Consider the following 24,954-nt stretch of genomic DNA (forward strand, 5'->3'; position numbering starts at 1 on the left):
TCCTCAGCCGTGCTGCGTTGCAGCAAGAGCCGACCCGCAATTTGCCGCTTCGCAGGGGGGTGAATGGACCTAGCCGCGACAATGAACCAAGCAGCGCCTTGGAGCCAGGCCGCGACTTGGCTCAGCATGCCGCTTTCGCTTCTGCCGCCCTGGCTGATCAGCCTGGGCGCCTTCGCCCTTGCGGTGGCCCTTGCCCTGCTGGCGCATAGGACCGCATTCGCCATCGTGACGCGGCTCGTCAGCGGGATGGACCTGTTCTGGCGCTCCCTCGTCTCGCGCACGCATGGACCAACACGTTTCGCCGTGATCACGGTCGCGCTCGGCTTTGCCGCGAGCGTCTCCCCGCTAAGCGAGGGGCAGGCGGTCCTGATCCGCCAGGTCCTGCTGGTCTGCTTCGTGGCGCTGGTGGGCTGGATCGCCAAGACCGCGCTGCATGTCTGGACGACGGTCTATCTGCGCCGCTTCAAGCTCGATGCCGACGACAATCTCCTGGCGCGCAAGCATGTGACGCAGACCCGCATCCTCCAGCGTGTCGGCGACATCGCGATCGTGATCGTGGCGCTCTCGGCCGCGCTGATGACCTTCGACGGCGTCAGGCAATACGGGGTCAGCCTGCTCGCCTCGGCGGGCGCTGCCGGCATCGTCGTCGGCCTGGCGCTGCAACCCGTCCTGAAGAACATCTTCGCCGGCATCCAGCTCGCCGTGACGCAGCCGATCCGCATCGACGATGCGCTGCTGGTCGAGGGCGAATGGGGCAATGTCGAAGAGATCACCTCGACCTATGTCGTCATGCGGCTCTGGGACTGGCGCCGGATGATCCTGCCGCTGAGCTATTTCATCGAGAAGCCGTTCCAGAACTGGACGCGCGACAATGCCGCACTGATCGGCACCGTGATGCTCTATCTCGACTATGAGACGCCGATCGACGTGCTGCGCGCCAAGGTCGAGGAGATCGCCAACGGCTCGAAGCTGTGGGACCGGCGCGTGGTCAATGTGCAGGTGACGGACTTCCGGCAATCGACGATGGAGGTCCGCATCCTCGTCAGCGCCGGCACCTCGCCACGCGCTTTCGATCTGCGCTGCGAGGTGCGCGAGAAGCTGATCGCCTTCCTGCAGCGCGAGCATCCCCGCTCGCTGCCGCGCCTGCGCGCCGAGACCAGATCGAGCGAACCAACTGGTCCCGCCAATGCAGCAATCGCGAGGCACGCCGCCGAATAGCCGTTATTGGCTCTCAATGCGCACTAGAGCATTGCGCGAAAAAGTGGGTACCGGTTTTTCGTGGGAGCAATGCTCTAGACTTTTAGAATCGATCACGTTTTTCGCATTCGGACGTTCCGTCCGAATGCGACGTGATCTTGCCGACTTGCAGAGCCCTGGTGGCCGCCGTTGTCCGCAGCGCAACATTCCGCTAGACCGCGCATTGCAAGCCGAACCAGGAGCGCCCGCGTGGCCAACGACGCCGACATCAAGAGCAAAGCGGCCCGAGACAAGGGCGCCAAGGAGGAAGGCGGCGTTCTCGAGACGATCAAGGTCGTCGTCCAGGCGCTGCTGATCGCGCTCGTCATCCGCACGCTGCTGTTCCAGCCCTTCAACATTCCGTCGGGCTCGTTGATCCCGACCTTGCTGATCGGCGACTACCTGTTCGTCTCGAAATATACCTATGGCTACTCCAAGCATTCGGTTCCGTTCAGCCCGCCGCTGTTCGACGGACGCGTCTGGGCAGCCGAGCCCAAGCGCGGCGACATCGCCGTGTTCAAGCTGCCGAGCGACAATTCCACCGACTATATCAAGCGCGTCATCGGCCTGCCGGGCGACCGCATCCAGATGATCAACGGCATTCTGCACATCAACAATGTGCCGGTGAAGCGCGAGCGCATTGCCGACTACGTCACCACCGATAATTGGGGCCGCAGCACACCGGTCATCCAGTATCGCGAGACCTTGCCCAACGGGGTCAGCCACGAGATCATCGAGCGCGAGGGCGACACCGGCACCTTCGACAACACCCCCGTCTTCCTGGTGCCGCCGGGGCATTTCTTCATGATGGGCGACAACCGCGACAATTCGCTCGACTCGCGCGACCGCAGCGTCGGCTTCGTGCCTTTCGAGAACTTCGTCGGCCGCGCCGAGATCATCTTCTTCTCGATCGAGGACGGCGCCTCGGCCTGGCGCGTCTGGGAATGGCCCTGGACGGTTCGGTGGAACCGCCTGTTCAGCGCGATCAAGTGAGCAAGCCGGGAGAAGGCGGGCGCAAGACGCCGGACCTGGCGAAGCTGGAGACGGCGCTCGGCCACGTCTTCGCCGATCGCGCCCTGCTGACCACGGCGCTGACCCATATGAGCGCCGACGGGCCGCGCCTGGGCAGCTATCAGCGCCTGGAGTTCCTCGGCGACCGCGTGCTGGGCCTGAGCGTAGCCGACATGCTGTTTCGGCGTTATCCTCTCGCTGAGGAAGGCGACATGTCGCGCCGGCTGGCCGATCTCGTGCGCAAGGAGACCTGCGCCGAGGTGGCGCTGGCCTGGGATCTGGGCCAGTTCATGCGGCTCGGCGACGGTGAGATCCTCGGCGGAGCGCGCAAGAACAAGGCGATCCTCGCCGATGCCTGCGAGGCGATCATCGGAGCGGTGTTCATCGATGGCGGCTACGAGGCGGCGCGCGGCCTCGTCGAGCGCGCCTTCGGCGAACGCCTGCTGAAGCCGGTGCGCCCCTTGCGCGACGCCAAGACGGCGCTGCAGGAATGGGCGCAGGGCCAGGGCTACCCGACGCCGACCTATAGCGAACGCGGCCGCACGGGACCGGACCACGCCCCCGTCTTCCGCGTCGCCGTACGCATCACCGGCCTGGACGACGCCGAAGCGCAGGGCCCGTCCAAGCGGCTGGCCGAGCAGGCGGCGGCAGAGGCCTTCCTGAGGCGCGAAGGCCTCTGGAGCGAAACCATGGAGAGCGACAATGGCTGAGGTGGGACCATCCCCCCAGGAGAAATCTCTCCAAGAGACTCGGCCCACGCGCTGCGGGTTCGTCGCGCTGATCGGCGCGCCCAATGCCGGCAAGTCGACGCTGCTCAACCAGCTCGTCGGCGCAAAGGTCTCGATCGTCTCGCGCAAGGTGCAGACGACGCGCACGCAGGTGCGCGGCATCGCGCTGTCGGGCGTCGCGCAGATAATCTTCGTCGACACGCCCGGCATCTTCGCACCCAAGCGCCGGCTCGACCGCGCCATGGTGACGAGCGCCTGGGGCGGCGCGACCGATGCCGACCTGATCGGCGTGCTGATCGATGTCGAGCGCTTCGACAATGAGGAGAACACCCGCCTGCTGGAGAAGCTCGCCGAGCTGAAACAGCCGAAGTTCCTGATCCTCAACAAGATCGACCTGGTGGCGAAGGAAAAGCTGCTCCAGATCACCACCCAGGTGAACGAGCAGGGCCGGTTCGAGGCCACCTTCATGATCGCGGCGCTGACCGGCTACGGCGTCAAGGACGTCCTGGCCTGGTTGGAAACGCGGCTGCCGCTCGGCCCCTGGCTCTACCCGGAAGACCAGATCTCGGATGCGCCCTTGCGCTTCCTCGCCGCCGAAATCACGCGCGAGAAGATCTTCGAGCGGCTGCATGACGAACTGCCCTATCGCTCCACGGTCGAGACCGAGAGCTGGCAGCAGAGGCCCGACGGTTCTGTGCGCATCGAGCAGACGATCTATGTCGAGCGCGAGGGCCAGCGGAAGATCGTGCTCGGCGAAGGCGGCCAGACCATCAAGGCGATCGGCCAGAAGGCGCGCGTCGAGATTTCCGAAGCCGCCGAGGCCAAGGTGCATCTCTTCCTGTTCGTGAAGGTGCGCGAGAACTGGAGCGACGACCCGGAGCGCTATCGCGAGATGGGGCTGGAGTTTCCCAAGGGCTGAGGTTTTCCAAGAGCCGTTTCCGATCCGATTGGATCGTTTACCGCCCGCGAAAGGCCGCCGCCAGCTCCCTGACGAAGGCGTGCCCCTTCGGCGTCGCGACGTTGCTGCGCAGGATCACCTCGGAACCGCCGAGTTCGGGCAGCCCCCACAGCGGCCCGACATCGACCGCGCCTTGCGGCGCGATCCGCGCGGCCAGGGGCGATACGCCGAGCCCGCCCATGACGGCGGCGAACACAGCCGCCATCCCGCCGCCGATGAAAGCCTCGCGCCAGGCGATGCCGGCACGGTCGAGCACCTCGGTCCCGTGCCGCCGCAAGCCGCATTCCGCCATCAGCGAGACGACCGGCAAGGGCTCGCCCAGCTGGCGCCTCAATGTGGGCGCGGCGAACCAGCCGAAGGTGTCGCGCCGCAGCACCTCCCCCGTCCGGCCCGGGCCGAAGCGGCGCAGCACCACGACATCGAGCTCGCCGCGCTCGAAAGCGTCCTCCATTACGGCCGAGGCCTCGATGCGCAGGCTGATCAACCAGCGCGGATCATGGCCGGCAAGCCTGGCGAGCAGGGTCGGCACATCGGGGCCGACCGCCTGCTCGCTGATGCCGATCGCGATACGCTCGCGCGCATCCGAGAAGGCCTCGCGCGCCCGCTCATGCGCCGCCATCAGCTCGCGGGCGGCCGGCAGGAAGCGCTCGCCCTCGGCGGTCAACCGCACCAGGCGCGGATGCCGCTGCAGCAAAAGGCGGCCCAGCATCTCCTCCAGGCGCTTCACCCGGACGCTGACAAGGGATTGCGTGGTGCCGAGCGCTTGCGCCGCGCGGGTGAAACTGCGGAATTCGGCGGCGCCGAGAAAGGCGGCAACGGCATCGATATCGAGACTCATATCATCATAAATCCGTATCTTTGAAATACATAATGATACGGTTTTCTGATTTGATCGACAAGCCTAGTGTCCTGTCACGGCGCAACCGCGCCGCCAGCACAGGAACCCGCGCCATGCCCCTGATCCGCATTTCCATGAGACGCGGCCGCCCGGCCCCCGAGCCCTCCGCCATTGTCGACGGCGTCTACCGAGCCTTGCGCGAAACCTTCGAGGTCCCCGAGAACGATCTCTTCGCCCTGATCCATCAGCATGAGGGTGATGAATTCGTCTACAATGCGAATTATTTCGGCTTTGCGCGCTCGGATGCGCTGGTGATCATCCAGATCACCGTGAACAACTCGCGCGGCGTCACGCAGAAGAAGGCTCTGTTCGCCAAAATCGCCGAAAACCTGCGCCGCGAGCCGGGGCTGCGCCCCGACGACATCTTCATCAACCTGGTCGAAACGGCGCGCGAGAACTGGTCGTTCGGAGCCGGCATCGCGCAATATGTGTGAAGACAGCGCGGCGCGCCTTGCAACCACGCCCGATCCGACGCAAAGACGCGCGGGGTTTTTTCAGCGAGGCGCGAGCGATGACCGACGACGACGTTCTGGCCGAATTCCGTGATGCCGGCGCGCTGCTCGACGGGCATTTCATCCTGTCCTCGGGCCGGCGCAGCGCGGTCTACCTGCAGAAGATGTTCATCTTCCAGGATCCGGTGCGGACGGAGCGGCTGTGCAAGGCGCTCGCCGCCAAGATCGAAGCCGCTTTCGGGACGGTCGACTATGTCGTCTCGCCGGCGGTGGGTGGCATCGTGCCGGGTTACGAGACAGCGCGCCATTTGAAGGCGAAGGCGATCTTCGTCGAGCGCGAGGACGGCCAGTTCAAGCTGCGCCGGAGCTTCTCGATCCCGAAGGGCGCGCGCGTCGTCATGGTCGAGGACATCGTCACGACCGGCCTGTCCTCGCGCGAATGCCTGGCCTCGATCGCCAATGAACCCGGCACGATCCTGGGCGCGGCCTGTCTCGTCGATCGCTCGGCCGGTCGCGCCGATCTCGGCGTCCCGCTGGTCAGCCTGATGAAGCTCGATGTGCCCGACTATGCGCCCGACGCGCTGCCGCCGGAGCTTGCCGCCATTCCCCCGGTGAAGCCAGGAAGCCGCGGCCTGAGCGCCTGATATTGCGCCTCGCCGGGCTGCGGCGAGACGCCACATGGCAGATTATAAATTGCCGGCAAATCAGCCCTTATTAGACATTGTTAGACCGCGATTTATTTCGATTCTGAGCGTTCAAAGATATTTCAGGCAGGAGTGATTGCCATGGCAGCCGACCCGCGTATCGCGCTTTTCATCGACGGCGCCAATCTCTACGCAACTTCCAAGCAGCTCGGCTTCGACATGGATTATCGCCGCCTGCTCAAGGAGTTCCAGGGGCGCGGCAATCTGATCCGCGCCTTCTATTTCACCACGCTCGTGGAGAGCGAGGAGTATTCCTCGATCCGCCCGCTGGTCGACTGGCTCGACTATAATGGCTACCGCGTCATCACCAAGGCGGCCAAGGAATTCACCGACGCCACTGGCCGCCGCCGGGTCAAGGGCAATATGGACATCGAGCTGGCGATCGAGATGCTCGAACTCGCGCCGCATCTCGACCAGATCTACCTCTTCTCGGGCGATGGCGATTTCCGGCCCCTGGTCGAGGCAGTGCAGCGCAAGGGCGTGAAGGTCTCCGTGGTCTCCACGATCGCGACCAACCCGCCGATGGTCTCCGACGAACTGCGCCGGCAATGCGACGATTTCCTCGATCTTGCTCAGTTGATGCAGAAGATCGGGCGCGACCCGTCGGAGCGCGCCGCGCGCGGGCCAGGCGGGCCTGGAACCCCGGGGAATCCCAGCCTGGAGCGACGCTACGGCATCCGCCAGGGCGACGAGACGGTCGATGGGTAATGTCCCGCTCCCGTCATTCCCGGGCGAAGCCCTCGGGTCCGATCTTCGATCGGCCCAAGGATAAACTCCGCGCAGACCCAGGAATCTCGTGACGAGAAGGCACTGGTTTCCGAGATGCCCGGGTCAAGCCCGAGCATGACGGCCAAACGGCTTCACCCACCCGTCTTCATGATCCGGGCCTTGTCGCGGTTCCAGTCGCGGGCCTTTTCGGTCTCGCGCTTGTCGTGCAGCTTCTTGCCGCGCCCCAGTCCGAGCTCGACCTTCGCCCGGCCCTTCTCGTTGAAATAGACCTTCAGCGGAATGACCGTGTAGCCGTCGCGCTGGATCGCGCCCATCAGCTTGTTGATCTGGCGACGATGCAACAACAGCTTACGCGGCCGGCGGACGTTGTGGTTGAAGCGATTGGCTTCGAGATATTCCGGGATATGGGCGTTGAACAGGAAGAGTTCGGTGCCCATCGGCCCGGCATAGCTCTCGCCGATCGTCGCCCTGCCGCCACGCAGCGATTTGATCTCGGTGCCCTGCAAGGCGATGCCGGCCTCGAGCGTCTCGATGATCTCGTAATTATAGCGCGCCTTGCGGTTGTCGGCGGCGAGCTTGTAGCGATCGGGATCGGGCTTGTTCATGGGTAACTCCGGCAAGCGGCAGTCGGCAGGAGGCAGCAGGGTTCGCGAAGGCCCACGACTGCCGACTGCCTACTGCCGATTGCCCTACTTAAGCATTCAGGAGCCCGGCGAACACCATGGCGTCGCGAATGATCTTGCCCGTCGGGGCCGTCACAGGCAGCAGCGGCAGGCGCAGCTCTTCCTCGATGCGGCCGAGCAGCTTGAGCCCGTGCTTGGCGCCGGCCAGACCCGGCTCCTTGAAGACGGCGTCGTGAAGCGGCACGAGCCGGTCCTGGAGCTTCAGCGCACCGGAATAATCGCCCTTGAGCGCCGCCGCCATCAGATCGGCGCAGAGCCTGGGCGCGACATTGGCGACGACCGAGATGCAGCCATGGCCGCCGGCCGCCATATAGGCCAGCGCCGTCATGTCCTCGCCCGAGAGCTGGATGAAGTCGGCCCCCATGGCGTGGCGCTGCTGCGAGACGCGCGCGAGATTGGCGGTCGCGTCCTTGACCCCGGCGATGTTCTTCAGCTCGTAGAGCCGCGTCATGGTCTCGACCGACATGTCGACCACCGAGCGCGGCGGGATGTTGTAGATGATGATCGGGATGCCGACCGCATCGTTCACCGCCTTGAAGTGCTGATACATGCCCTCCTGGGTCGGCTTGTTGTAATAGGGCGTCACCACCAGCACCGCGTCGGCGCCGGCCTTCTCGGCATGGACGGCGAGGTCGATCGCCTCATGCGTGTTGTTGGAGCCCGCACCGGCAATCACCGGCACACGGCGCTTGGCTTGCGCGACCACGATCTCGACGACGCGCTTATGCTCGTCATGGGAGAGCGTCGGGCTCTCGCCGGTCGTGCCGACGGGCACGAGACCCGAGCTGCCGCTCTCGATTTGCCATTCGACCAGTGCGCGCAGCGCCTCCTCGTCGATCTTGCCGGCTTTGAACGGCGTCACCAGCGCGGGCAGCGAACCGGTGAAGGCAGTGTGCTTGGTCATGAGCGCGGCGTCCTGACGCGGAAGTCCAATCGAAGGGCCGACAGACATAAACCCTCAGCCGCCGCAGGCAAAGCCGGCAACCCATCAAAAAGCGTGGCCCTCATGGTTAAGGCTTCATAAACCGCCTGCGCCCACCATTGCGGGTCAAGTGCCCCTTTCAAGGAGCCTGCGATGGCCTCGCCTTTTGCCTGCCAGCGCTCTGTCCGCAAGCGGCTGGCCTGGCTGATCCTTCCGGCCCTGTTCCCCGCGACAGCGGTGCTGGCCGGCGACGATGGCGGGCAGCGCGCGCAACAGCCGCGCCTGCTTGCGATCGATGTCGAGACCACGGCCGCGCTGCCGCCGTACCCCGATACGCAATTGCGGTTAGAGGCCACCACGGGCCTGGATGCCGTGAAGGCGGCTGTCGCCGCCTATCGGCGCGGCGCCTTGTCCGAAGGCGACGCGATCGCAGCCGCAATCGACGACGGCGCGGCAAAGGCCCTGCTCGAATGGGTCGCTATCCGCTCAGGCGCCAACGCGATCCCGTTCTCGCGGCTCAACGCCTTTCTGCAGGCCAACCCCAACTATCCCGCCACGACGCTGTTCCGCCGCCGCGCGGAGGAGGCGCTGATCGCGGAGAAGAAGGACGCGGCCACGATCCGCACCTTCTTCTATGCGCAGCGGCCCGTCGCGCCGGCCGGGCGCGTGGCCCTGGCGCTGGCACTCAAGGCGGAAGGACGGATGGATGAGGCGGCCGCGCTGATCCGCCAGGCCTGGCGGCAGGACCATCTCGGCCAGCCGCTGGAGACCGTGGTGCTCGCCGAATTCGGCGACATCCTCACCCGCGACGACCACAGGCTGCGCACGGAACGCTATCTCTTCCGCGAGAACACCATGGCGGCGATGCGCAACGCCGCCCGCGTATCGGCTGATTACGTCACACTTGCCCGGGTCAGGCTCGCCAGTGCCCGGGAAAGACGCCCGCTCCCCGCATCCCTGATCGCCTCCGTGCCTGCTTCGCTGAAGGGCGACATCTCCTTTGCCTTCCTGCAGGCGCAACAGGCAAGACGAGCCGACAAGCCGGTGGAGGCCGCCAAGGCACTGGCCAAGGTTCCGCGCGACCCCAATCTGCTCGGCGACGGCGACGAATGGTGGACGGAGCGCCGCTTGATCGCACGCAAGCTGCTCGATGCCGGCGATGCCGCGACGGCTTACGAGGTCGTGGCCGGACACGGCGCCGAAGGCCCGGTCGCGCGCATCGACGCCGAATGGCATGCCGGCTTCATCGCCCTGCGCTTCCGCAACGATGCCGCAACTGCGCTGACGCATTTCGTCGAGGCCGGCAAGCTGGCGGAGACGCCGATCTCGGTTGCGCGCGCCGCCTATTGGGAGGGCCGCGCCGCCGAGACACTGGGCAAGCAGGATGCATCGCGCATTGCCTATGAGCGCGCCGCCGAACAGCCCATCGCCTATTACGGCCAGCTTGCCCGCGCCCGACTCGGCCTGCCCGATCTGCCGCTGCGCCGCTCGGCTTCAGCGGCGCTCGGCACCCTGCCGGGCCATCAGGGCGTACAATTGCTCTATCGGATCGGCGCGCGCGACCTCGCCACGATCATGCTCGGCGACCTCGCGCAACGGCTCTACACCACCCCGGCGCTGGAGGCCGTGGCGGCGATCGCGAGGCGCGAGGGCGATGCGAAATCGCTGCTCGCCATCGGCAAGCAGGCCCTGCAGCGTGGCTTTCCGCTCGATAGCGCGGCGTTTCCGACCTTCGGCGTGCCGGATTTTCCGGTGCTGGGCGATCCGATGGAGCGCGCCATCGTCCACGCCATCGCCCGCCAGGAGAGTGCCTTCGACCCAGCGGCGGAATCGCATGCCGGCGCGCGCGGACTGATGCAGATGATGCCTGCGACCGCGCGCGAAACGGCAAGGCGAGCCAACCTGCCTTTCGACTGGCCGCGCCTGGGGCGCGACGCGCTCTATTCGGCCCGGATGGGCGCGGCCCATCTCAACGACCTGCTCAAGGACTGGCGCGGCTCCTATATCCTGACCTTCGCGGCCTACAATGCCGGTTCGGGCAATGTGAAGAAATGGATCGCCGCCTATGGCGATCCGCGCGATCCGCAGGTCGACGCCGTCGACTGGGTCGAGCGCATCCCCTTCTACGAGACGCGCAACTATGTGCAGCGGGTCATGGAGAACCTCCAAGTCTATCGCCAGCGGCTCGACCAGCGCACCGCCTATCTGATCGATCACGACCTGAAGCGCGGCGGCAAGCGCAGCGACTAGAGCGTTTTCCGATCCGATTGGATCGTTCAATTGCTCTAGATCTTTGTTTTAGCGCGATTTCTTCACGCGAACCGGTATGCACTTCGCTCGAAAACGCTCTCGCAGCGCCGCCTATACCCGCCTGCGCGCGATGCAGGCGCCCCAGAACAGGCTGGAGAAAAACCAGCTCGGCGCGTCGAAGCCCGCCCCGTCGAGCAGACCAGCGACTTCGGCCTCCGAGCGCGGCGGGTCGGCGCCCTGCAGGATCTTGCCGAGCTTCGCCTGGACCTCTTCGGGGGCTGCGCCAAACATGCGCCAGCGCTCGCCCCAGGCTGCCAGCAGAAGCGGCTCGCTCGCATAGGCATAGCGATTTCCCGCGAGGATCAGGGGCGCGCCCGGCTTCAGCCGCGTGGCGACAGCATCGAGGATGGCTCGCTTCGCGGCATCGCCCGGCAGATGGTGCAGCACGCCGATCAGCGTAGCGGCGTCGAAGCGCGGCTCCAGAGGCAGGTCCTCGACATAGCCGAGACGCATCTCGGTCCGCTCCAGCAATTCGTGCTCGCGCAACCTCTCCAGCGCCAGATCCAGCATGGGCTGCGAAGGATCGACGGCGGTGAAGCGCCATTGCGGCTCCAGCGCGCCGGCAGAAACGATCTCCTGAGCCCCGCCGCCCGCACCCACGACAAGCACTTGCGCCGGCCTGCCCGGTCCCAGCGTCGCGGCGAGCATGCAGGCGGAGAGTTCATGGCAGGCATCGTAGCCGGCCAGCGCGATGCGGCTCTGGACCTGATATTCAGCGGCCCGGCTGGGATCGAATTTTTGCGTCGACTCGGGCGGTGGCGTCGTCATCGTCTCGTCCGGCAGGGTGGAGCGGCACCCGGCATCGCGCGCCTGCCGAACCGGCGCAAGACCGGGCGACGCATGTCTCCCGAGCGTTTGAGCGCGAGGGAATCCGTGATTAGCTGGCGTGACGATCAGGCCCGCCGAGAGACTACATGACCACCCCAGTCGATTTCTCATCGCTGTTCATCAGCGCCCGCGACGGGCTCAGGCTGCATGCGCGCGATTACGGCCCCCTCGCCTCGCGGGCTTTGCCGGTGGTCTGCCTGCCGGGCTTTGCCCGCACCGCCGCCGACTTCCATGAGCTTGCTCTGGCCCTGTCGCAGGCTGCGGACAAACCCCGGCGCGTGCTGGCGCTCGATTATCGTGGGCGTGGCCTGTCGGCTTACGACAAGAACTGGAAGAACTACGACATCCGCGTCGAGCTCGACGATCTGATGCAGGTGCTGACGGCGGCAGGCATCGAGAGCGCCGTCTTCGTCGGAACCTCGCGCGGCGGGCTCCTGACGATGGCGCTTGCGGCAGCGCGGCCGGCTGCGATCAAGGGCGCGGTCCTCAACGATGTCGGCCCGGTGATCGACGCGGGCGGCCTGCTCAGGATCCGGGGCTATGTCGGAAAGCTGCCGCGGCCGCGCAGCTTCAGCGAGGGAGCGGAGATCCTCAAGCGCCTCTCGGACCAGCAGTTTCCGCTCTTCGGCGAGGCGGAGTGGGAGATGATGGCGCGCCGTACCTGGACCGAGCGCGACGGCCGGCTCGTCCCGGACTACGACCCCAATCTGATGAAGGTCCTGGAGGAGCTCGACCTCGAAGCACCGCTGCCGGTTCTGTGGAATTATTTCGCCGGGCTGAACGGCGTGCCGCTGCTGGCGATCCGTGGCGAAAATTCGGACCTTCTGGCCGAAAAGACCCTGAAGGAGATGGGCGAGCGCCATCCCGACTGCGAGACCTTCGTCGCGCCGGGACAGGGCCATGCCCCGCTGCTTGGCCCCAGGGACATGGTTCGTCGGATCGGGAAACTGATCAACCGGGCCGAGCGGCTGGCGGCCTGAGTGCGATCAGGTCCCGGGCGACGTCCGCCCGGCCTTCACCGCACGCGAATGCGCGGTCTCGCCACCATGGCTGAGGATATCGGCATCCTCGCGCCAGTTCTCTGCGAGCCCCTTGCCCGGGACACCGGCGAAGGCCGAGATATAGCGCATCTCCGGATCGCGCAGCGCCGCGATCTGGTCGAAATGCCAGATGCCGAGGCGGTTGAGATCAGCCGTGATGGCGGGGCCGATCCCCTTGATCAGCGTCAGATCGTCGGCCTTGCCGTCGCGAGCCTGTGTCAGGAGGTTCTTCGGCCGCTCGCCTTCGAACCCGTCATCGGACAGCGGCGCGACATTGCCCTGACCCAGCGAGCCGTCGTCGCGGGAGGAGGAGACCTCGCCCGCCTTGACGCGCTTGGCGAAGGCGGTCTCGGCGCCCTGCGCCAGCGCCTTGGCCTGTGCGACCCAGTCCTCGCGCTCGATCCGGCCGGGAAAGGCGAGATAGCTGCCGACCCATTCGATGTTCTGCGCGCTCCAGGCGGCGACCTGGTCGAAATGCCAGATGCCGAGGCCGTGCAGCCGGCCCTCGTTCTGCCGGCCGATGCCCTTGATCAGCTTGAGGTCATCGGGGCTCTCGTTGCGCGCGGCGGCCAGCCCGACGGGACGCTCTCCGGGAATGGCATCCTCGCCCTCGACCTTCGGCACGCCCTTATTGGCCTCGCCGACCGATTTGATGCCCTTCAGGACCGTCTTGCCATTGTCAGTCTTGCCGTCATCCGCCTTGCCGTCATCGACGACCGATTTCGCGGGCAAGGCAAGCGCGGCGTCGGCCGGCATCGGCGCAGGCGCGACATTCGCGCCGCCGAGCTTGGGCATGTCGAACTTGGGCATGTCCAGCTTGGGCATCTCGCCAGGAACGCGCGTCGCTGCCGCAACGGCAGCTCGCGGCTCCCGTGGCGAGCGCAGCACGCTGGCGAGCGCGCAACCCGCGACATAGATCGCGACGAAGAGCAGCGCGCTCTCGAGCCACAGTGCCGGTACGCCGTTCAGCGTCTGCGACCAGGTCAAGGCGGCAATCACGAGCCAGAGGCCCAGGAGATAGCTCAGCTTGCGGTTCCAGAGCTTGCCGCCGTCATAGCTGATCCAGCCCATGACGAGGCCGAGCGCGAAGGCCGCGAGCAGGAACCAGGCGAATTGCGTGGCGAGATACAGCATAGCCCCTGACAGCCTCTATTTCGCGACCGTGAACTGAACGCGCCGGTTCATCACCCGCGCATCGGGGGCGCCGTGCGGCACCAGCGGTCTGTCGGTGCCGAAGCCGGCAACGGTCAGTTGAGCCGGGTCGATGCCGCGCCGGACGAGTTCGTCACGCACGCGCAGGGCGCGCCGCTCGGACAGGTCGAGATTGTTGAAGCCACGCCATTCGCCGTCCCTATTGGCGTGCCCCTCGATAACGACGCGCGAGGCCGGGCACTGCTTCAGGATGGCGAAGGCCTCTGCGATGACCCGCTCGGTCGTAGGATCGAGCGGAACCACCGCCGTGCCCTGGGCGAACAGCACGGTGTTGCGCTTGGTCAAAGCGTCCAGATCGTTCTGGCAGGTGTTGGGCGGGTCGATGACACAGCCCGTCTGGCGCAAGCCGACGGATGCGGAAACCTTGAGCGGCCCAGGCGCGGTGGCCGCGCTGGTCTCGACCTCGCTCTTGATCAGGTCGCGGCAGGTCAAACCCTGGATCACGGCGCCGTCTTCGCTGAGGCTGGCCGAGCCGAGATCGAGCCTGAGCAGGTTGACCAGCGCGACATGCGCCGCGGCAGCGAAGCCCGCTGGCGCGCCCGGCAGGAGCGTGCTCGAGTCGCTGACCTTGCCGCGCAGCGACGATGCCTCGACCAGCGCCAGCAGATCCTCGCGGGCGCGCGCATCAGGCAGATATCCCGTCATCGAGACGCCGGATTTGTCCACGGTAAGCCGCAGCCCATAGGGCCGGACCGCAACCTGGCCAGCAGCGGTCCCGGGCTTGAGGCTGAGGCCGGCAGGCATCGGTTGCCGGGCCAGCGCCGCCTCCAGGGCACGCAAGCCCGCCTCATCCGCGACCTCGCCGGACACAGCCAGCTCCGAACGGTCGAGCGAGACCGTGCCGCGCGTCATGCTGCCCAGAAGCTCGAAGGCGAAGCGCGTCGCGGACGCGTAGTCCGGCGTCGCCATGAGGTTTGGTTCCTCTGTCGTGCGATCATCGAGCGGGCCCGCATTCGCCAGGTCGGACGCCGCGCGCAAGGCCGCGCGGTTGGCCTCATCGCGCACCAGGCCGGAGACGACCAGGCCCTGCTCGGACTTCTCAGCCTGCCAGCGCAATATGACGGGAGCCGGAGCCACCACGGCAGGCGGCACAGCGGTCGCAGGCTGAGCCGATCCTTGGGCCGGCCCTTGGCCCGCCCCTTGGGCCGATCCTTGTGCCGGCCCTTGTGCCGCGTCGGCGGCCGAGCCCGCTGGCGCGCTTGCCGGCGGCACGCTGGTCGTCTCGGGCGTCGGTGCGGGCTCGGCCGGAGCGGGAAGCACCGGGGCCGGAAGTGGCGCAGGCGGCGGCGCAGCTGGGCACGCGATCGTCGCCTTGGCGACGGAATCGGGTCCATCAAGCTGGGCGACGAGCAATCGCAAGGCCTGGCAGGTCTCGAAATTGTCGGGACCGGCACCGGTCAATTCATAAGCGTCGCCAATGAGTTCGGCCTTTCCGTTGCGCAGACGGGCGAGATCGCCGATCGCGCGCGTCACCTTGGCGAGAAAGGCGGCGGGCGCGCCGAGCGCCGGCTTGGTCAGGTCGTTGAGCGGCGTCGGTTCGGGAAAATTGCGGCGCAGCAGCGCCTGGAACTGACGCCGGATATCCTCGGACGGATAAGACCCGGTGACCGTCACAGAACCGTCAACCACGCGTTCCGCGCTCCAGCGATACGGCGCGACCACCGGCGGCTCGAGCGCGCAATCGACGGGCTGGAAGCCTGCCTTCGCCAGATTGGGCAATGCGCTCTTCAAGGCCAGGAAGGCGTCAGGCGTAGCGGCGCTGCCCTCGATGCAGAAGCGGCCATCATCCAGCGCAACCTTGCCGGAAGACAGCTTCGGCAACTCCGCAAGCACGGTCCTGGTCATCTCGGCAAAGCCAACGGGAGCACCGAAGGCGAGGCTCTGTCGATCCTCGACCCGCACACCGGGCAGAGCAGCGCCGGCCGCCGCGACATTGGCCGTGGCCGTGGCTTCATCGGGCACGGAACCGCTGAGCGTGACCACGCCACCCTGGCGCGTCGCAGACCAGCTATAGGGTCGCTGCGCCACGGCCTGCGACAGGCCGCCCAGCGCGCGGCGCACGCCGAATTCCGAACGAAGCTGCGCCATGGCCTTGGCAGCGCCATCGGCAGAGAGCGCCTCGCCACTGACTGAGACATCGCGGCCGACGACCTGGGCCACGATCGGCCGCGCGCCCGGCGCTTGCCCCGCTGCCGAACTTGCGGCCAGCATCGCGCGGTTGCCGACATCGCTCTGAATTGCGTCGTCGAGAGCGAGGTTGCCCATGCCCCAGAGCAAGGCGAGCGGCGCCAAACCCCAAAGCCAACGCAGCGGTTGCCCCATCCTCGAAATCCCCGCAGCCAGCCCGGCCCCGCACGCTTCAGTTGCGCACGATCCACCTTGTCCTGAAGTCAGGCCGGATCATGGGGGCCTGTCAAGCATCTTGCCGTAACCTACGATAGATCATGTTCTTTCGCATTCGGACAGAAGCGTCCGAATGCGAAAGAACATGATCGTTCCCTGGAGTTGAGAGCGGGATCAATGCGAAAAACCGGTGCCCAGTTTTTCGCATCCTGCTCTGGCAAACAAAAAAAGCCCCGGGTTTCCCCGGGGCTTCTCGACTAAGATCGGAGAGCCGATCAGAAGTCGCGCTGGATGCGCAGACGACCCTGGAAGGTGTCGTCGGACTTGATCGTGCGACCCAGAGACTGGTCGGCAGTGTAAGCCGTGACGCGCTTGGCAGCTTCGACGCGGGCGTAGAGAACTTCCACACCGATGTCGAGGCCGGCGACCGGCGACCAGATCAGGTTGGTACCGACGCGGATTTCGCGCGGGTCGAGGGTCGAAACAGCCGCGCTGTAGTCCAGCTTGGAGTACGAACCATAGATGCCCTGGCGGATCGTGGGGGTCCAGTAGTGCAGCAGACCTGCGGTCAGGGCATAGCCCTTGGTCAGGTGAGCCTTGCCGAGCGAGTCGAGCGCGACATCCGAGTTGGAGATCGAGATACGGCCAGCGCGGCTGGTCGAGCCCCAGGTCGAACCGGTGCCAGCGCCGCCGTAGCCGAGGTAGGAGAGACCACCCTCGGAGTAGGCAGCCTGCAACCAGAGATAATCGCCAGCGGCGAGCATCGGCAGGTTGATCTTGACACCGCCCTGAACGGCGAAGCCGTACTGGTCGTCGTTCGACAGGTTGGTGCCGGTACCGAAGCCGGTGGTGCCGATCGGGCCAGTCGTGTTGCGCTGGATGAAAGCGCCCGACAGCTGAGCCGAGCCCCAGCCCTGCGTCACGTTGATGTTACCAACAACGTCCGGGATGGTCTGGCCACCGAGGGTCGCGGTGGAAACGCCAGCGATGTTGGTGGTGATGCCACCGACCTGCTCACGCTCCGAGCGATCTTCCAGCGACACCGTCGCCGAGATGCCCGAACCGAAGGTCGCGGTGTAGGCCAACAGGTTCAGAGCCTGGTCCGAACCACGGATGACGCCGTAGTTCAGGTCGTCGGCGTAGAAGTCGAAGAACGACTGGGCGCGACCAGCGGTGATCGGGCCGAACTGGATGAAGGCCTTGTCGAGGCTGAAGTTCGCCTGGCCGTTGCTCGAGGTGCTGGTGCCAGTGTTGTACGTGGAGCTGGAACCGCCGCGAGCAGCACCGGCGGACACGCCGTTGCCATTGAAGGACTGGCCGTAGACGCCGTTCGAGTTGGTCATCTCGAAGCGGATGAAGGTGCGCAGCGTGCCATAGGCGGTCGCGGTGCGGGCGTCGATGTTCAGACGACCACGAGCGCGGAAGCCGTAGCCATCCTGAGCGCGGGTCCAACGCTCGGCAGTGCCGTATTCAGCGCGAACACGACCACCGACGCGCAGGCAGGTTTCCGTGCCCGGGATGTAGAAGAAGCCCGCGCCGTAGGTGGAGCAGACACGAACGTATTCGACCGGAGCGGCCTTCCGCGAGGGAAGATCGGCGGCCTGAGCCCCGGCAACCGCGGCGATACCGGCGGCAGAACCGAGGAGGAGGCTCTTAACGAGCTTCATTGGTAACCTCCAAAATGAGTTTCGAGACCCTCGGGCTTCGGTTCGCGTTCTCGGCAGCAGGGCCCCAGGAGACCAAACCGCCAGCTTACCTATTCCCGGCCTTTCGCCCGCGTCCCTGAACCATTCAGAGGCGAAGACGAAAAACAGCGACCGGGAATGTCCCGACGCAGGTTCACCATACGAATGCCGGATTGCCGATCAACCTCGATCACGCCGCCGGGAGCTCCGGGGGGGTGCTTTGGAACCCGGTGTTGCAGGAGCGCCACGCTTTGAGGGCCGAAATTTACCGGCTCTTAACCGTAGCCGCCCGGATCGGTCTTTCAGCGGGTCGTCGCGGGTAGAATCGCAGTCCCGGCAGCGGCGTGGCTCTTCGGAGAGGGCTGGCGGTGATTCCCGGTCGCCCTCTTCCCTTCTCCGCTGGAGTCTTGTTGGCCGAGACAAGCGCGGGGAACCCTCTCCCGGAGGGAGAGGGCAGGGTGAGGGGTCGGCCGTTTGACACTTCGGGTGAGGCCTCACCGGTGCTTCGCTGTGAGGCTGGCGCTTGACTGGTCCAGGGGCCGACACCTCGCCCCTGCCCCTCTCCTTACAGGAGAGGGGTTCCCCGCGCCCTTCTCGTCATGCGCAGGCGCAGCGAAGCGCAGACCCGAGAATCTCTTGGTCGGAAGACCTTGGCTTCAGAGATGCTCGGATCAAGCCCGAGCATAACGGGCCCCCGCGCCTCAATATTCCCATTCCGCGCCGACGCCGACCGCGGCCGAGCCGTCTGCCCCGGTCTCGGCCTGGACCTTCAGGCGGCGGGTGACGTCGATTCCGATCGAGACGCCGCTATCTTCCGGCTTGGCCCCGGCCTTCACGCCGATCGTGACGTTGTTGCCGATATAGCGGGAGGCGCCCACCGTCGGCCCGCCCGCCCCGACCTGGATGTCGAGATTGTCGACGCCGAGCGACTTGCGCAGCCGCTCGAAGGAATCGTCGCCGCCGCCTCCGGCGAACTGGGCTGCCGTCTGCGCAAGCTGCAGCGCCTGGAAGGCCGAGAGCGAGCCCGAGGCGCGGGCGAACAGGATGCGCGACAAGACCTCGTCCTGCGGCAGTTCGGGCTGCGAGGTGAAGGCGAAGGCCGGCTGGTCGGCCGGGCCCGTGATGAGGATCTTGGCCGTGACGTCGGATGCGCGCGTCTCGGCGACGAAATCGAGTTCGGGAATCGTACCGCCGGTGAAGTTCAAGCGGCCACGGCTGAAATCGAGGCGCTGGCTCAGCACGCTGAGGCGGCCGCGCCTGAGATCGAAGCCGCCATCGAGCGCGGGAGCGGCCAGCGTGCCACTGAGGCGAATCTCGCCGCCGAGTTCGGCGTCGATGCCGCGCCCCCGGATGAAGACGCGATTCGGCGCGGAGACCACGAGCGCCAGCGCAGCGTCAAAAGCGGGCGCCGGCCGGCCCCTGCCCTTCGCGACCGGCTTGGCCTTGCGAGCAGCGGCGAGGCGCGCCGCCGCCGTGCCCGTCGCCTTGATGTGCCTGATGCCGTCCACCGGCCGCAACGAGGCCGGCAAACGATCCGGCACGGCGACATCGAGCGAGACGACATCGACACGCCCTCCAATGCGCGGGCGCTGCGCCAGCGGCCCGGCGATATCCAGTCCGAGATCGGCGACGGCCGTGACGATGCCGTTGGCGACGAGCTGGGCGCGCTTGCCCTGGATGCGCAATTGGCCGGGGAAGCCGGCCGCCGGATCGAGCCTGACCTGCCCGCTCGCCGAAAGCGTGCCGCCATTGGCGGTGCCGGCGACGGCGCGCTCGATCGTCAGGTTCTCGCCGGTCGCCGCGATGCGCGCCTCGATCCCGGTCAGGCGCATGCCCTGCAACGCGTCGGTGAAGCTGCCCTTGGCAAAGGTCGCCGTGCCGCTGAGGCGCGGGGCCGCGGCCGTTCCGGCGGCGCGCATATCGAGTGTCATCGCCCCGGTCAGCCTCTGACCCTGCGCCGCGATCATCGGATTGGCGAGCGCTGCGTCGACCGTGCCCTGCGCCGCGAGATCGAGCGCACCAGTGCTGCCTAGCGGCGCGGAGCCACGCAGGCTCAGATTCGCGAGCTTCCCGGCGTTGAGCGTCGCATTGACGCTGGTGCGATTGCCATCGAACTGGCCATTGCCGTCAATCGCGATCGGCGGCAGGCCGGCGCTGCGGGTTTCCGGCGTCGCCAGTCCCGCGATGCGCAGCTGCCAGGGGCCTGCCAGCGCACCCGGCCGGCCTTTCACCTGTGCCTGCGCATTGAGCGTTCCCGCCAGATCCAGATTGGGAGCAGCGATGCGGGCAGCCGAAAGCGGCACATCACGGGCTGTCAGGCGTAGATCGAGCGTCTCGCCGGCGCGGCCATCGAGCGTCAGGCGGCCGCGATCGATCGCCAGCGCCAGGCCGGCAATCTCGACGCCGCCTGCCGGGAAGCTGACTGTGGCCGGCTGGCTGAGCGCGATGCGCCGCCCGTCGCGGCGCGCCTCGAAGGAGGCCAACTCCAATCGCAGCGGCTCGGCCGGTACAAGCCGGCCCGCCCCATTCAAGGCAAAGCCGCGTGCAGCGGCGCTCAGGGTGAAGGCGCTGGCCTCGGGCGCGCCCTTCGAATCGAAACGGATCGAACTCACCGGTTCACCGGCCAGGACGGCCCGGTCGATCGCGAGCGCGGCATCGAGCTGCGGTTTGCCGAAAACGTCGCGGGCGGCAGCCGTCGCATCCAGCTTGTCGATCATGACCGAAGGGCCGGCGAGCTTCGCAGCCCGCGCGGTCAGATCGAGATTCTGCCGGCCCTCGACCACTGCCAGCGCGATATCGGCATCGAGCTGGCCGCCGAGCTTGGTCAGGGCGAGCGCCGAAAGATCGTCGAGATTGCCCGCGGCAAGCGTCAGCCGACCGGCGGCTCGGCTGGCGGGATCGAGCGTCAGCGCGCCGTTCAGCCGGACCGAGCCGATGCCGAGATCGAGGCTCGAGAGGTTCCAGCCATCGTCTGGGCCCCGCGCGAGCCGGACGCGGCCGGTGGCGGGCTTGTTGTCGACTTCGCCATCGAGCGCGAGCGTCGTGTCGCGTGCGCCTTGCAGATCGCGGATCGTGGCGTCGATCACCAGGCGCGGGATCGGCCGGGCGAGCGCAGTGGCGTTGGTGACGGCGATGCGGGCCGTGGCGTCGAATTTGTCGAGCGGGCCGGTCAGTTGCGCGCTCGCCTCGCCGCGCCCGGACAGGCGTGGATCGGCGCGCTTCAGATCGGGCAGCGCCAGGGCGATGCGCAGATCCGAGCGCTCGCGCCCGACCCCGCCATCTGCGGTCACGGCCGCATGTTGCCCGGTGATGCGCAGGCCCGTAACCGTGACATCGGAGGCCAGCGCCCTGATCTGGCCGGCGAGCGCCAGCTTGCCCGCGAGCAAGCGGTCGAGCACGGCCTCGCCGGTGGCGAGCGCATCGGCATGGCCGTTCAGCGCCACGCCATAGGCATTGCTGCGCGGCGTCGCGTCGAGATCGGCCGTGACGTCGGCGCGGCCCGCCAAGGCCCGCCCGGCAAACCCGCTCAGGCGGGACAAATCGGGCAGGAGCAGCTTCGCCTGTCCGAGCATGCGGGCCTGGCCGAGCTTGCCCTTGTAATCGACCTCGACGCCCGACATGGCCAGCCGCAGCGTCTCGAAATCGGCGGTGGCATCGTCATTGCCGGCGCCGCGCAAACTGAAGCTGACACGCTCGCCGACGATGCGCGCCAGCTTCGGATCGCTCAGCGCGACGCCCGTCGCCTCGCCATCGGAGACCAGCGCAACTTTGGTCCCCGCTTCGCCAATCGTGCCGGTCGGCGTCGCGGTGAAACTGGCGGCGAGCTTGCCGAGCGTGCCCATTGGAAGCTTCGCGTCCTCAGCATCCAATGTCGCGACGATGCGCGGGCCCGCGACCGGGCCTTTGACCGTCGCCTCGAAAGCGAGCTTGCCGATCTCCGCGCCCGAGGACACCGTGCGGCTGCCGGCATTGGGGCGGGCAGTGGCGGTCAGGCGCAGGTCGACCGTCCGGTCCGGAGCATAGCGCCCGAGCACATCGAGCCGGGCCAACGCCGAGACCAGGGCCAGATTGCGGATATCGACACCGCCATCGTCGCTGAAGCCGACCGCACCGTCGAGCCGTGTCGAACCGGCGAAGACCGGCGCAGCCAAGGCCGGCATCAGCCCTTCGATGCGCGCATCGAGCGCCAGCGTGAGGTCACGTCCCGCGCCGACACGGGAAAGATTGGCCGAGCCTTGCGCGCCGATGGTCTCGCCGGCGGTGAACACCAGATTGGAGCGGAAGGCGTCGAGCGGGCCGTCGCCATTGAGATCGAGCTTGACCGGCGGCTGGCCCGGCAGCCCCGCGACATGCGCGATCAGCCCGCCTTCGGGCTCGTCGATCTTCGCCGCGAGCTGGAGGCGGGTCGATTGCGGGATGAAGCCGAGCCGCACGGTGAATTCACCAGCCCGGTCGAGTCGGCGCGCCTCCAGCCTGAGATCGAGCCCCTCCGCCGGCGCGCCCAGCGTCGCCGAGCCGGTCGCGCCAAGGCGTGCCGCCGTGCCGAGGACCGGCTCGCCAAGCGAAAGTTCGCCGAGCTGAAAAGCGGTGACGATGACCTTGAGCGGCAGTTCCGGCAGGATCGGCTGGTCGTTGGCGGGAGCCGCTCCCGGCTGCGGGACCGGCTTGCGCAGGATCTCGAGCTTGCCGATCTCGAGCCGGTTGACCTCGAGCCTGCGCAGCAGCAACGCCGTTCGAGTCCAGATCAAGCGGGCGCGGTCGAGCCGGAGCCAGGGGCCGTCACGATCCGACAGCACGATGTCGCGGATCGTGACGTCGGAGGAGAGCGCGCCTTCGACCGCGCCGATCGAGACCTGGCTGGTGTCGCTCGACAGCGCCCGCGAGATCAGGTCGGCGACGACGCCGCGATCGCTCTGGGCGTTCTGGGCGAAGCCGGCGAAATGCGCCGAGGCGAGCAGGACCACGCCAAGGACGAGGGCCGAGAGCGCCAGGCGGGATCGCGAAAGCGTACCCTTGAGCAAAGCACCACCCCGAGCCCTCATCCTGAGGAGCCATTCCCTTGGGAATGGCGTCTCGAAGGATGCTCCAGGAGGCTCCCGAACCATCTGGAGCATCCTTCGAGACGCCGCTGCGCGGCTCCTCAGGATGAGGACTGTGAGGTGGCTCAGCCGTGCTGGCAGGACCGTGCGCATCAGAAGGCCTGCCCGATGCTGATATAGACCGCAACCGGCTTGTCGCCCTTGCGCGGATTGAGGGGGGCTGCCACGTCGAGCCTGATCGGGCCGATCGGCGTGTAATAGCGCAGGCCGAGGCCGGCCGAATATTGCAGCTCCTGCTTGAAGTTCGGGAGGCTGGATTCGAAGGCCATGCCGGCGTCGAAGAAGGGCACGAGGCCGATCGTGTCGGTGACCTTGATGCGGGCCTCTACCGAGGCCTCGAACAGGCTGCGCCCGCCGGTCAATTGCCCGAGCGGCCCGAGCGGCGAGAGCGAGCGATAGGCATAGCCGCGTACCGAGCCGCCGCCGCCGGCGTAGAAGCGCCGCGTCGCGGGAATCTCGTCGAGCTTCTCGCCGGCGATCGAGCCCAGCCCGATGCGGCCGGCGAGCACATAGCGGGCGTCTTCGTCGAGCGCGTAATAGCCGGAGACCGCGGCCTTCGACTGCACGACATTGACGGTGGAGCCGAGGAAGCTCGGATAGGGCGTGACCGAGGCGGTGGCGCGGATGCCGCGCGTCGCGTCGAGCAGGCTGTCGGTCGAATCGTATTTCACCGAGAGCGGAATGCCGACCAGCGTGTAGTCGACCTGGCCCAGCACATCGCTGGTCTGGCCGCGCTCGACCTCCAGCCCAGCCTGAATCGAGAAGGTGTCGCTGAAGCGCCGCCGGATCGCGGTCGTCACATTGGCGTAACGCGCGGTGTAGCCGCCATAGCGGTTGGTGCCGACGCGCTCGCGTGCGCCGGTGCCGTCGACGAGCCAGTCATAGCGCGTGCCCCACAGCGCCGGTTTCATGAAGCTGACCGTGAAGCGCCCGCCGAGATCGGAGCGCTCGAAATCGTCGAAGCTGCTGATCTTGGTGCCGTTGATGCGCGGCGCCAGGAAGATGTCGCCTTCAAGACGCAGCTTCTCGGCCCCGCCGAACAGATTGCGATGCTCCCAATAGGTCTTCACCGCCGGGCCATCGATGGTGGAGTAGCGGGCGGAGAAACCGATCAGGCGCTTGGGCCGTTCGGTGACATCGACGAAAACAGGCAGATTGCCGGCAGCATCGAGCTTGTCCGCCTCGCGGATGCGCACCGAACCGATGGCGGGGATGGTCGCGACGGATTTGCGCGTATCCGCCAGCGCCTTGGGCGAATAAGGGTCGCCCGGTTCGAGATAGATGAAGGAGCGCACCACGGCGGGCGGGATATCTCCGGTCTCGCCGAGCGTGACCGCGCCAAAGCCGGCAAGCGGGCCTGGATCGACGACATAGGTCACATCCATGATCCGTGCGGCATGGTCGACCACAGGCCGCATCTCGACCACCTTGGCGAGCGGGCGCGACTGGTTGCGCAGATGGTCGACGAGCGCGGCTTGCGCCGCGCGCAGCGAGGCCGAGGTCGCGGCATCGCCGGGCTTGAGCCTGGAGATCCTGGCCGGGTCGGCGATGACCGGCGCGCCCTCCCCGCGCTCGACGACGACGACATTGCGCAGGCCGAAGACCGGGCCGGGCTGGACACGGACCGTGATCGGAACCGGCTCGCGGTTGCGATGCGCCTCGGCAGCGCGCACCAGGGCCGCGCCAGGTTCGCCATCGGGCTTCAGCGCGACACCGTCGACGGCAAGCGCGATCTCGGCGTTGAAATAGCCCTGCGACCAGAGCGCATCGACGAGCGGGTTGAGATCGGCGGCCATGCGCCGCGCCAGGGTCTCGCCATCGGGCGGCGCGTCCTGGCGCAAGCGATAAAGCAGCGAAGCGTCCTGAAGCGCGCGCGTCAGGGCCTTGGCGTCGGCGGCGTCGCCGAGATCGAAGCTGAGCTGATAGGGCAGCGTGCTCGTGCTGACCGCGGGAGGCTGATCCCTGGAGCCGAACAGGCCGAAGATATCCAGCGAGGAGATATCGAAGGCTTCGGCCGGCGTGGGTTGTCCACCAAGCATCGCGGCGAAAGCGCAAACGCCTCCACCCGCAACATTGCGGGACATTCTCCGCCACAACCGCATCCGCCCTCCGAACC

General features: G+C 67.0%; 18 protein-coding genes. 9 read left to right on the forward strand and 9 right to left on the reverse strand.

Going from position 1 to position 24,954, the window contains the following annotated elements:
* The first annotated feature begins 81 nt into the window (after positions 1-81).
* From CYD53_RS14040 to era, 4 genes are all read left to right on the forward strand, one after another.
* A complete protein-coding gene (locus tag CYD53_RS14040) occupies positions 82-1,218 on the forward strand; it encodes a mechanosensitive ion channel family protein (RefSeq protein WP_103718714.1) in 1,137 nt (378 codons plus the stop codon).
* Positions 1,219-1,464: 246 nt separating this feature from the next.
* The gene (gene lepB / locus CYD53_RS14045; RefSeq protein ID WP_245928245.1) at positions 1,465-2,229 is read left to right on the forward strand and encodes a signal peptidase I; all 765 of its coding nucleotides are present in this window, start codon (positions 1,465-1,467) and stop codon (positions 2,227-2,229) included.
* Positions 2,199-2,957: a ribonuclease III gene (gene rnc, locus CYD53_RS14050; RefSeq protein WP_245928229.1), complete on the forward strand. Its 759-nt coding sequence runs from the start codon at positions 2,199-2,201 to the stop codon at positions 2,955-2,957. Before lepB ends, rnc begins: the two co-directional genes overlap by 31 nt.
* A complete protein-coding gene (gene era / locus CYD53_RS14055; protein ID WP_103718717.1) occupies positions 2,950-3,894 on the forward strand; it encodes a GTPase Era in 945 nt (314 codons plus the stop codon). Before rnc ends, era begins: the two co-directional genes overlap by 8 nt.
* Before the next feature lie 37 nt (positions 3,895-3,931).
* On the opposite strand, the gene CYD53_RS14060 is transcribed toward era, so the two are convergent.
* Positions 3,932-4,771, reverse strand: a complete 840-nt coding sequence (locus CYD53_RS14060; RefSeq protein ID WP_103718718.1) for a LysR family transcriptional regulator — start codon at positions 4,769-4,771, stop codon at positions 3,932-3,934.
* A 113-nt stretch (positions 4,772-4,884) separates the two neighbouring features.
* Between CYD53_RS14060 and CYD53_RS14065 the strand changes: the two genes are divergently transcribed.
* From CYD53_RS14065 to CYD53_RS14075, 3 genes are all read left to right on the forward strand, one after another.
* On the forward strand, positions 4,885-5,265 hold the full coding sequence (locus CYD53_RS14065; protein ID WP_103718719.1) for a tautomerase family protein: 381 nt from the start codon (positions 4,885-4,887) through the stop codon (positions 5,263-5,265).
* Between the two features lie 77 nt (positions 5,266-5,342).
* Positions 5,343-5,927: an orotate phosphoribosyltransferase gene (pyrE, locus tag CYD53_RS14070; protein WP_103718720.1), complete on the forward strand. Its 585-nt coding sequence runs from the start codon at positions 5,343-5,345 to the stop codon at positions 5,925-5,927.
* 141 nt (positions 5,928-6,068) lie between these two features.
* Positions 6,069-6,695, forward strand: a complete 627-nt coding sequence (locus CYD53_RS14075) for a LabA-like NYN domain-containing protein (RefSeq protein ID WP_103718721.1) — start codon at positions 6,069-6,071, stop codon at positions 6,693-6,695.
* 152 nt (positions 6,696-6,847) lie between these two features.
* Here CYD53_RS14075 and smpB read toward each other — a convergent pair whose 3' ends face one another.
* Positions 6,848-7,321 carry an SsrA-binding protein SmpB gene (gene smpB, locus CYD53_RS14080; RefSeq protein ID WP_103718722.1) on the reverse strand — a complete coding sequence of 158 codons (474 nt, stop codon included), beginning with the start codon at positions 7,319-7,321 and terminating at the stop codon, positions 6,848-6,850.
* An 88-nt stretch (positions 7,322-7,409) separates the two neighbouring features.
* Positions 7,410-8,303: a 4-hydroxy-tetrahydrodipicolinate synthase gene (dapA, locus tag CYD53_RS14085; RefSeq protein WP_103718723.1), complete on the reverse strand. Its 894-nt coding sequence runs from the start codon at positions 8,301-8,303 to the stop codon at positions 7,410-7,412.
* 171 nt (positions 8,304-8,474) lie between these two features.
* Between dapA and CYD53_RS14090 the strand changes: the two genes are divergently transcribed.
* Complete coding sequence (locus CYD53_RS14090) at positions 8,475-10,571, forward strand: lytic transglycosylase domain-containing protein (protein WP_103718724.1); 2,097 nt, start codon at positions 8,475-8,477, stop codon at positions 10,569-10,571.
* Between the two features lie 111 nt (positions 10,572-10,682).
* On the opposite strand, the gene CYD53_RS14095 is transcribed toward CYD53_RS14090, so the two are convergent.
* Entirely contained in the window at positions 10,683-11,399 is a 717-nt protein-coding gene (locus tag CYD53_RS14095) for a class I SAM-dependent methyltransferase (protein WP_103718725.1), read from the reverse strand.
* A gap of 146 nt (positions 11,400-11,545) precedes the next feature.
* On the opposite strand from CYD53_RS14095, the gene CYD53_RS14100 reads away from it, so the two are divergent.
* Positions 11,546-12,439 carry an alpha/beta fold hydrolase gene (locus CYD53_RS14100; protein WP_103718726.1) on the forward strand — a complete coding sequence of 298 codons (894 nt, stop codon included), beginning with the start codon at positions 11,546-11,548 and terminating at the stop codon, positions 12,437-12,439.
* A gap of 6 nt (positions 12,440-12,445) precedes the next feature.
* Here the strand turns inward: CYD53_RS14100 and CYD53_RS30290 are convergent, their stop codons facing one another.
* From CYD53_RS30290 to CYD53_RS14125, 5 genes are all read right to left on the reverse strand, one after another.
* Entirely contained in the window at positions 12,446-13,633 is a 1,188-nt protein-coding gene (locus CYD53_RS30290; RefSeq protein ID WP_181011865.1) for a hypothetical protein, read from the reverse strand.
* A gap of 15 nt (positions 13,634-13,648) precedes the next feature.
* Complete coding sequence (locus CYD53_RS14110) at positions 13,649-16,033, reverse strand: OmpA family protein (RefSeq protein ID WP_146055921.1); 2,385 nt, start codon at positions 16,031-16,033, stop codon at positions 13,649-13,651.
* A gap of 296 nt (positions 16,034-16,329) precedes the next feature.
* Positions 16,330-17,721: a porin gene (locus CYD53_RS14115; RefSeq protein ID WP_103718728.1), complete on the reverse strand. Its 1,392-nt coding sequence runs from the start codon at positions 17,719-17,721 to the stop codon at positions 16,330-16,332.
* Positions 17,722-18,440: 719 nt separating this feature from the next.
* Positions 18,441-22,781 (reverse strand): translocation/assembly module TamB domain-containing protein, encoded by a 4,341-nt coding sequence (locus tag CYD53_RS14120; RefSeq protein ID WP_210202341.1) that lies wholly within the window; start codon positions 22,779-22,781, stop codon positions 18,441-18,443.
* Positions 22,782-22,930: 149 nt separating this feature from the next.
* On the reverse strand, positions 22,931-24,922 hold the full coding sequence (locus CYD53_RS14125; protein WP_181011867.1) for an autotransporter assembly complex protein TamA: 1,992 nt from the start codon (positions 24,920-24,922) through the stop codon (positions 22,931-22,933).
* Positions 24,923-24,954: the final 32 nt, after the last annotated feature.

The sequence above is a fragment of the Allobosea psychrotolerans genome, assembly GCF_002917105.1.
Classification (GTDB): Bacteria; Pseudomonadota; Alphaproteobacteria; order Rhizobiales; family Beijerinckiaceae; genus Allobosea; species Allobosea psychrotolerans.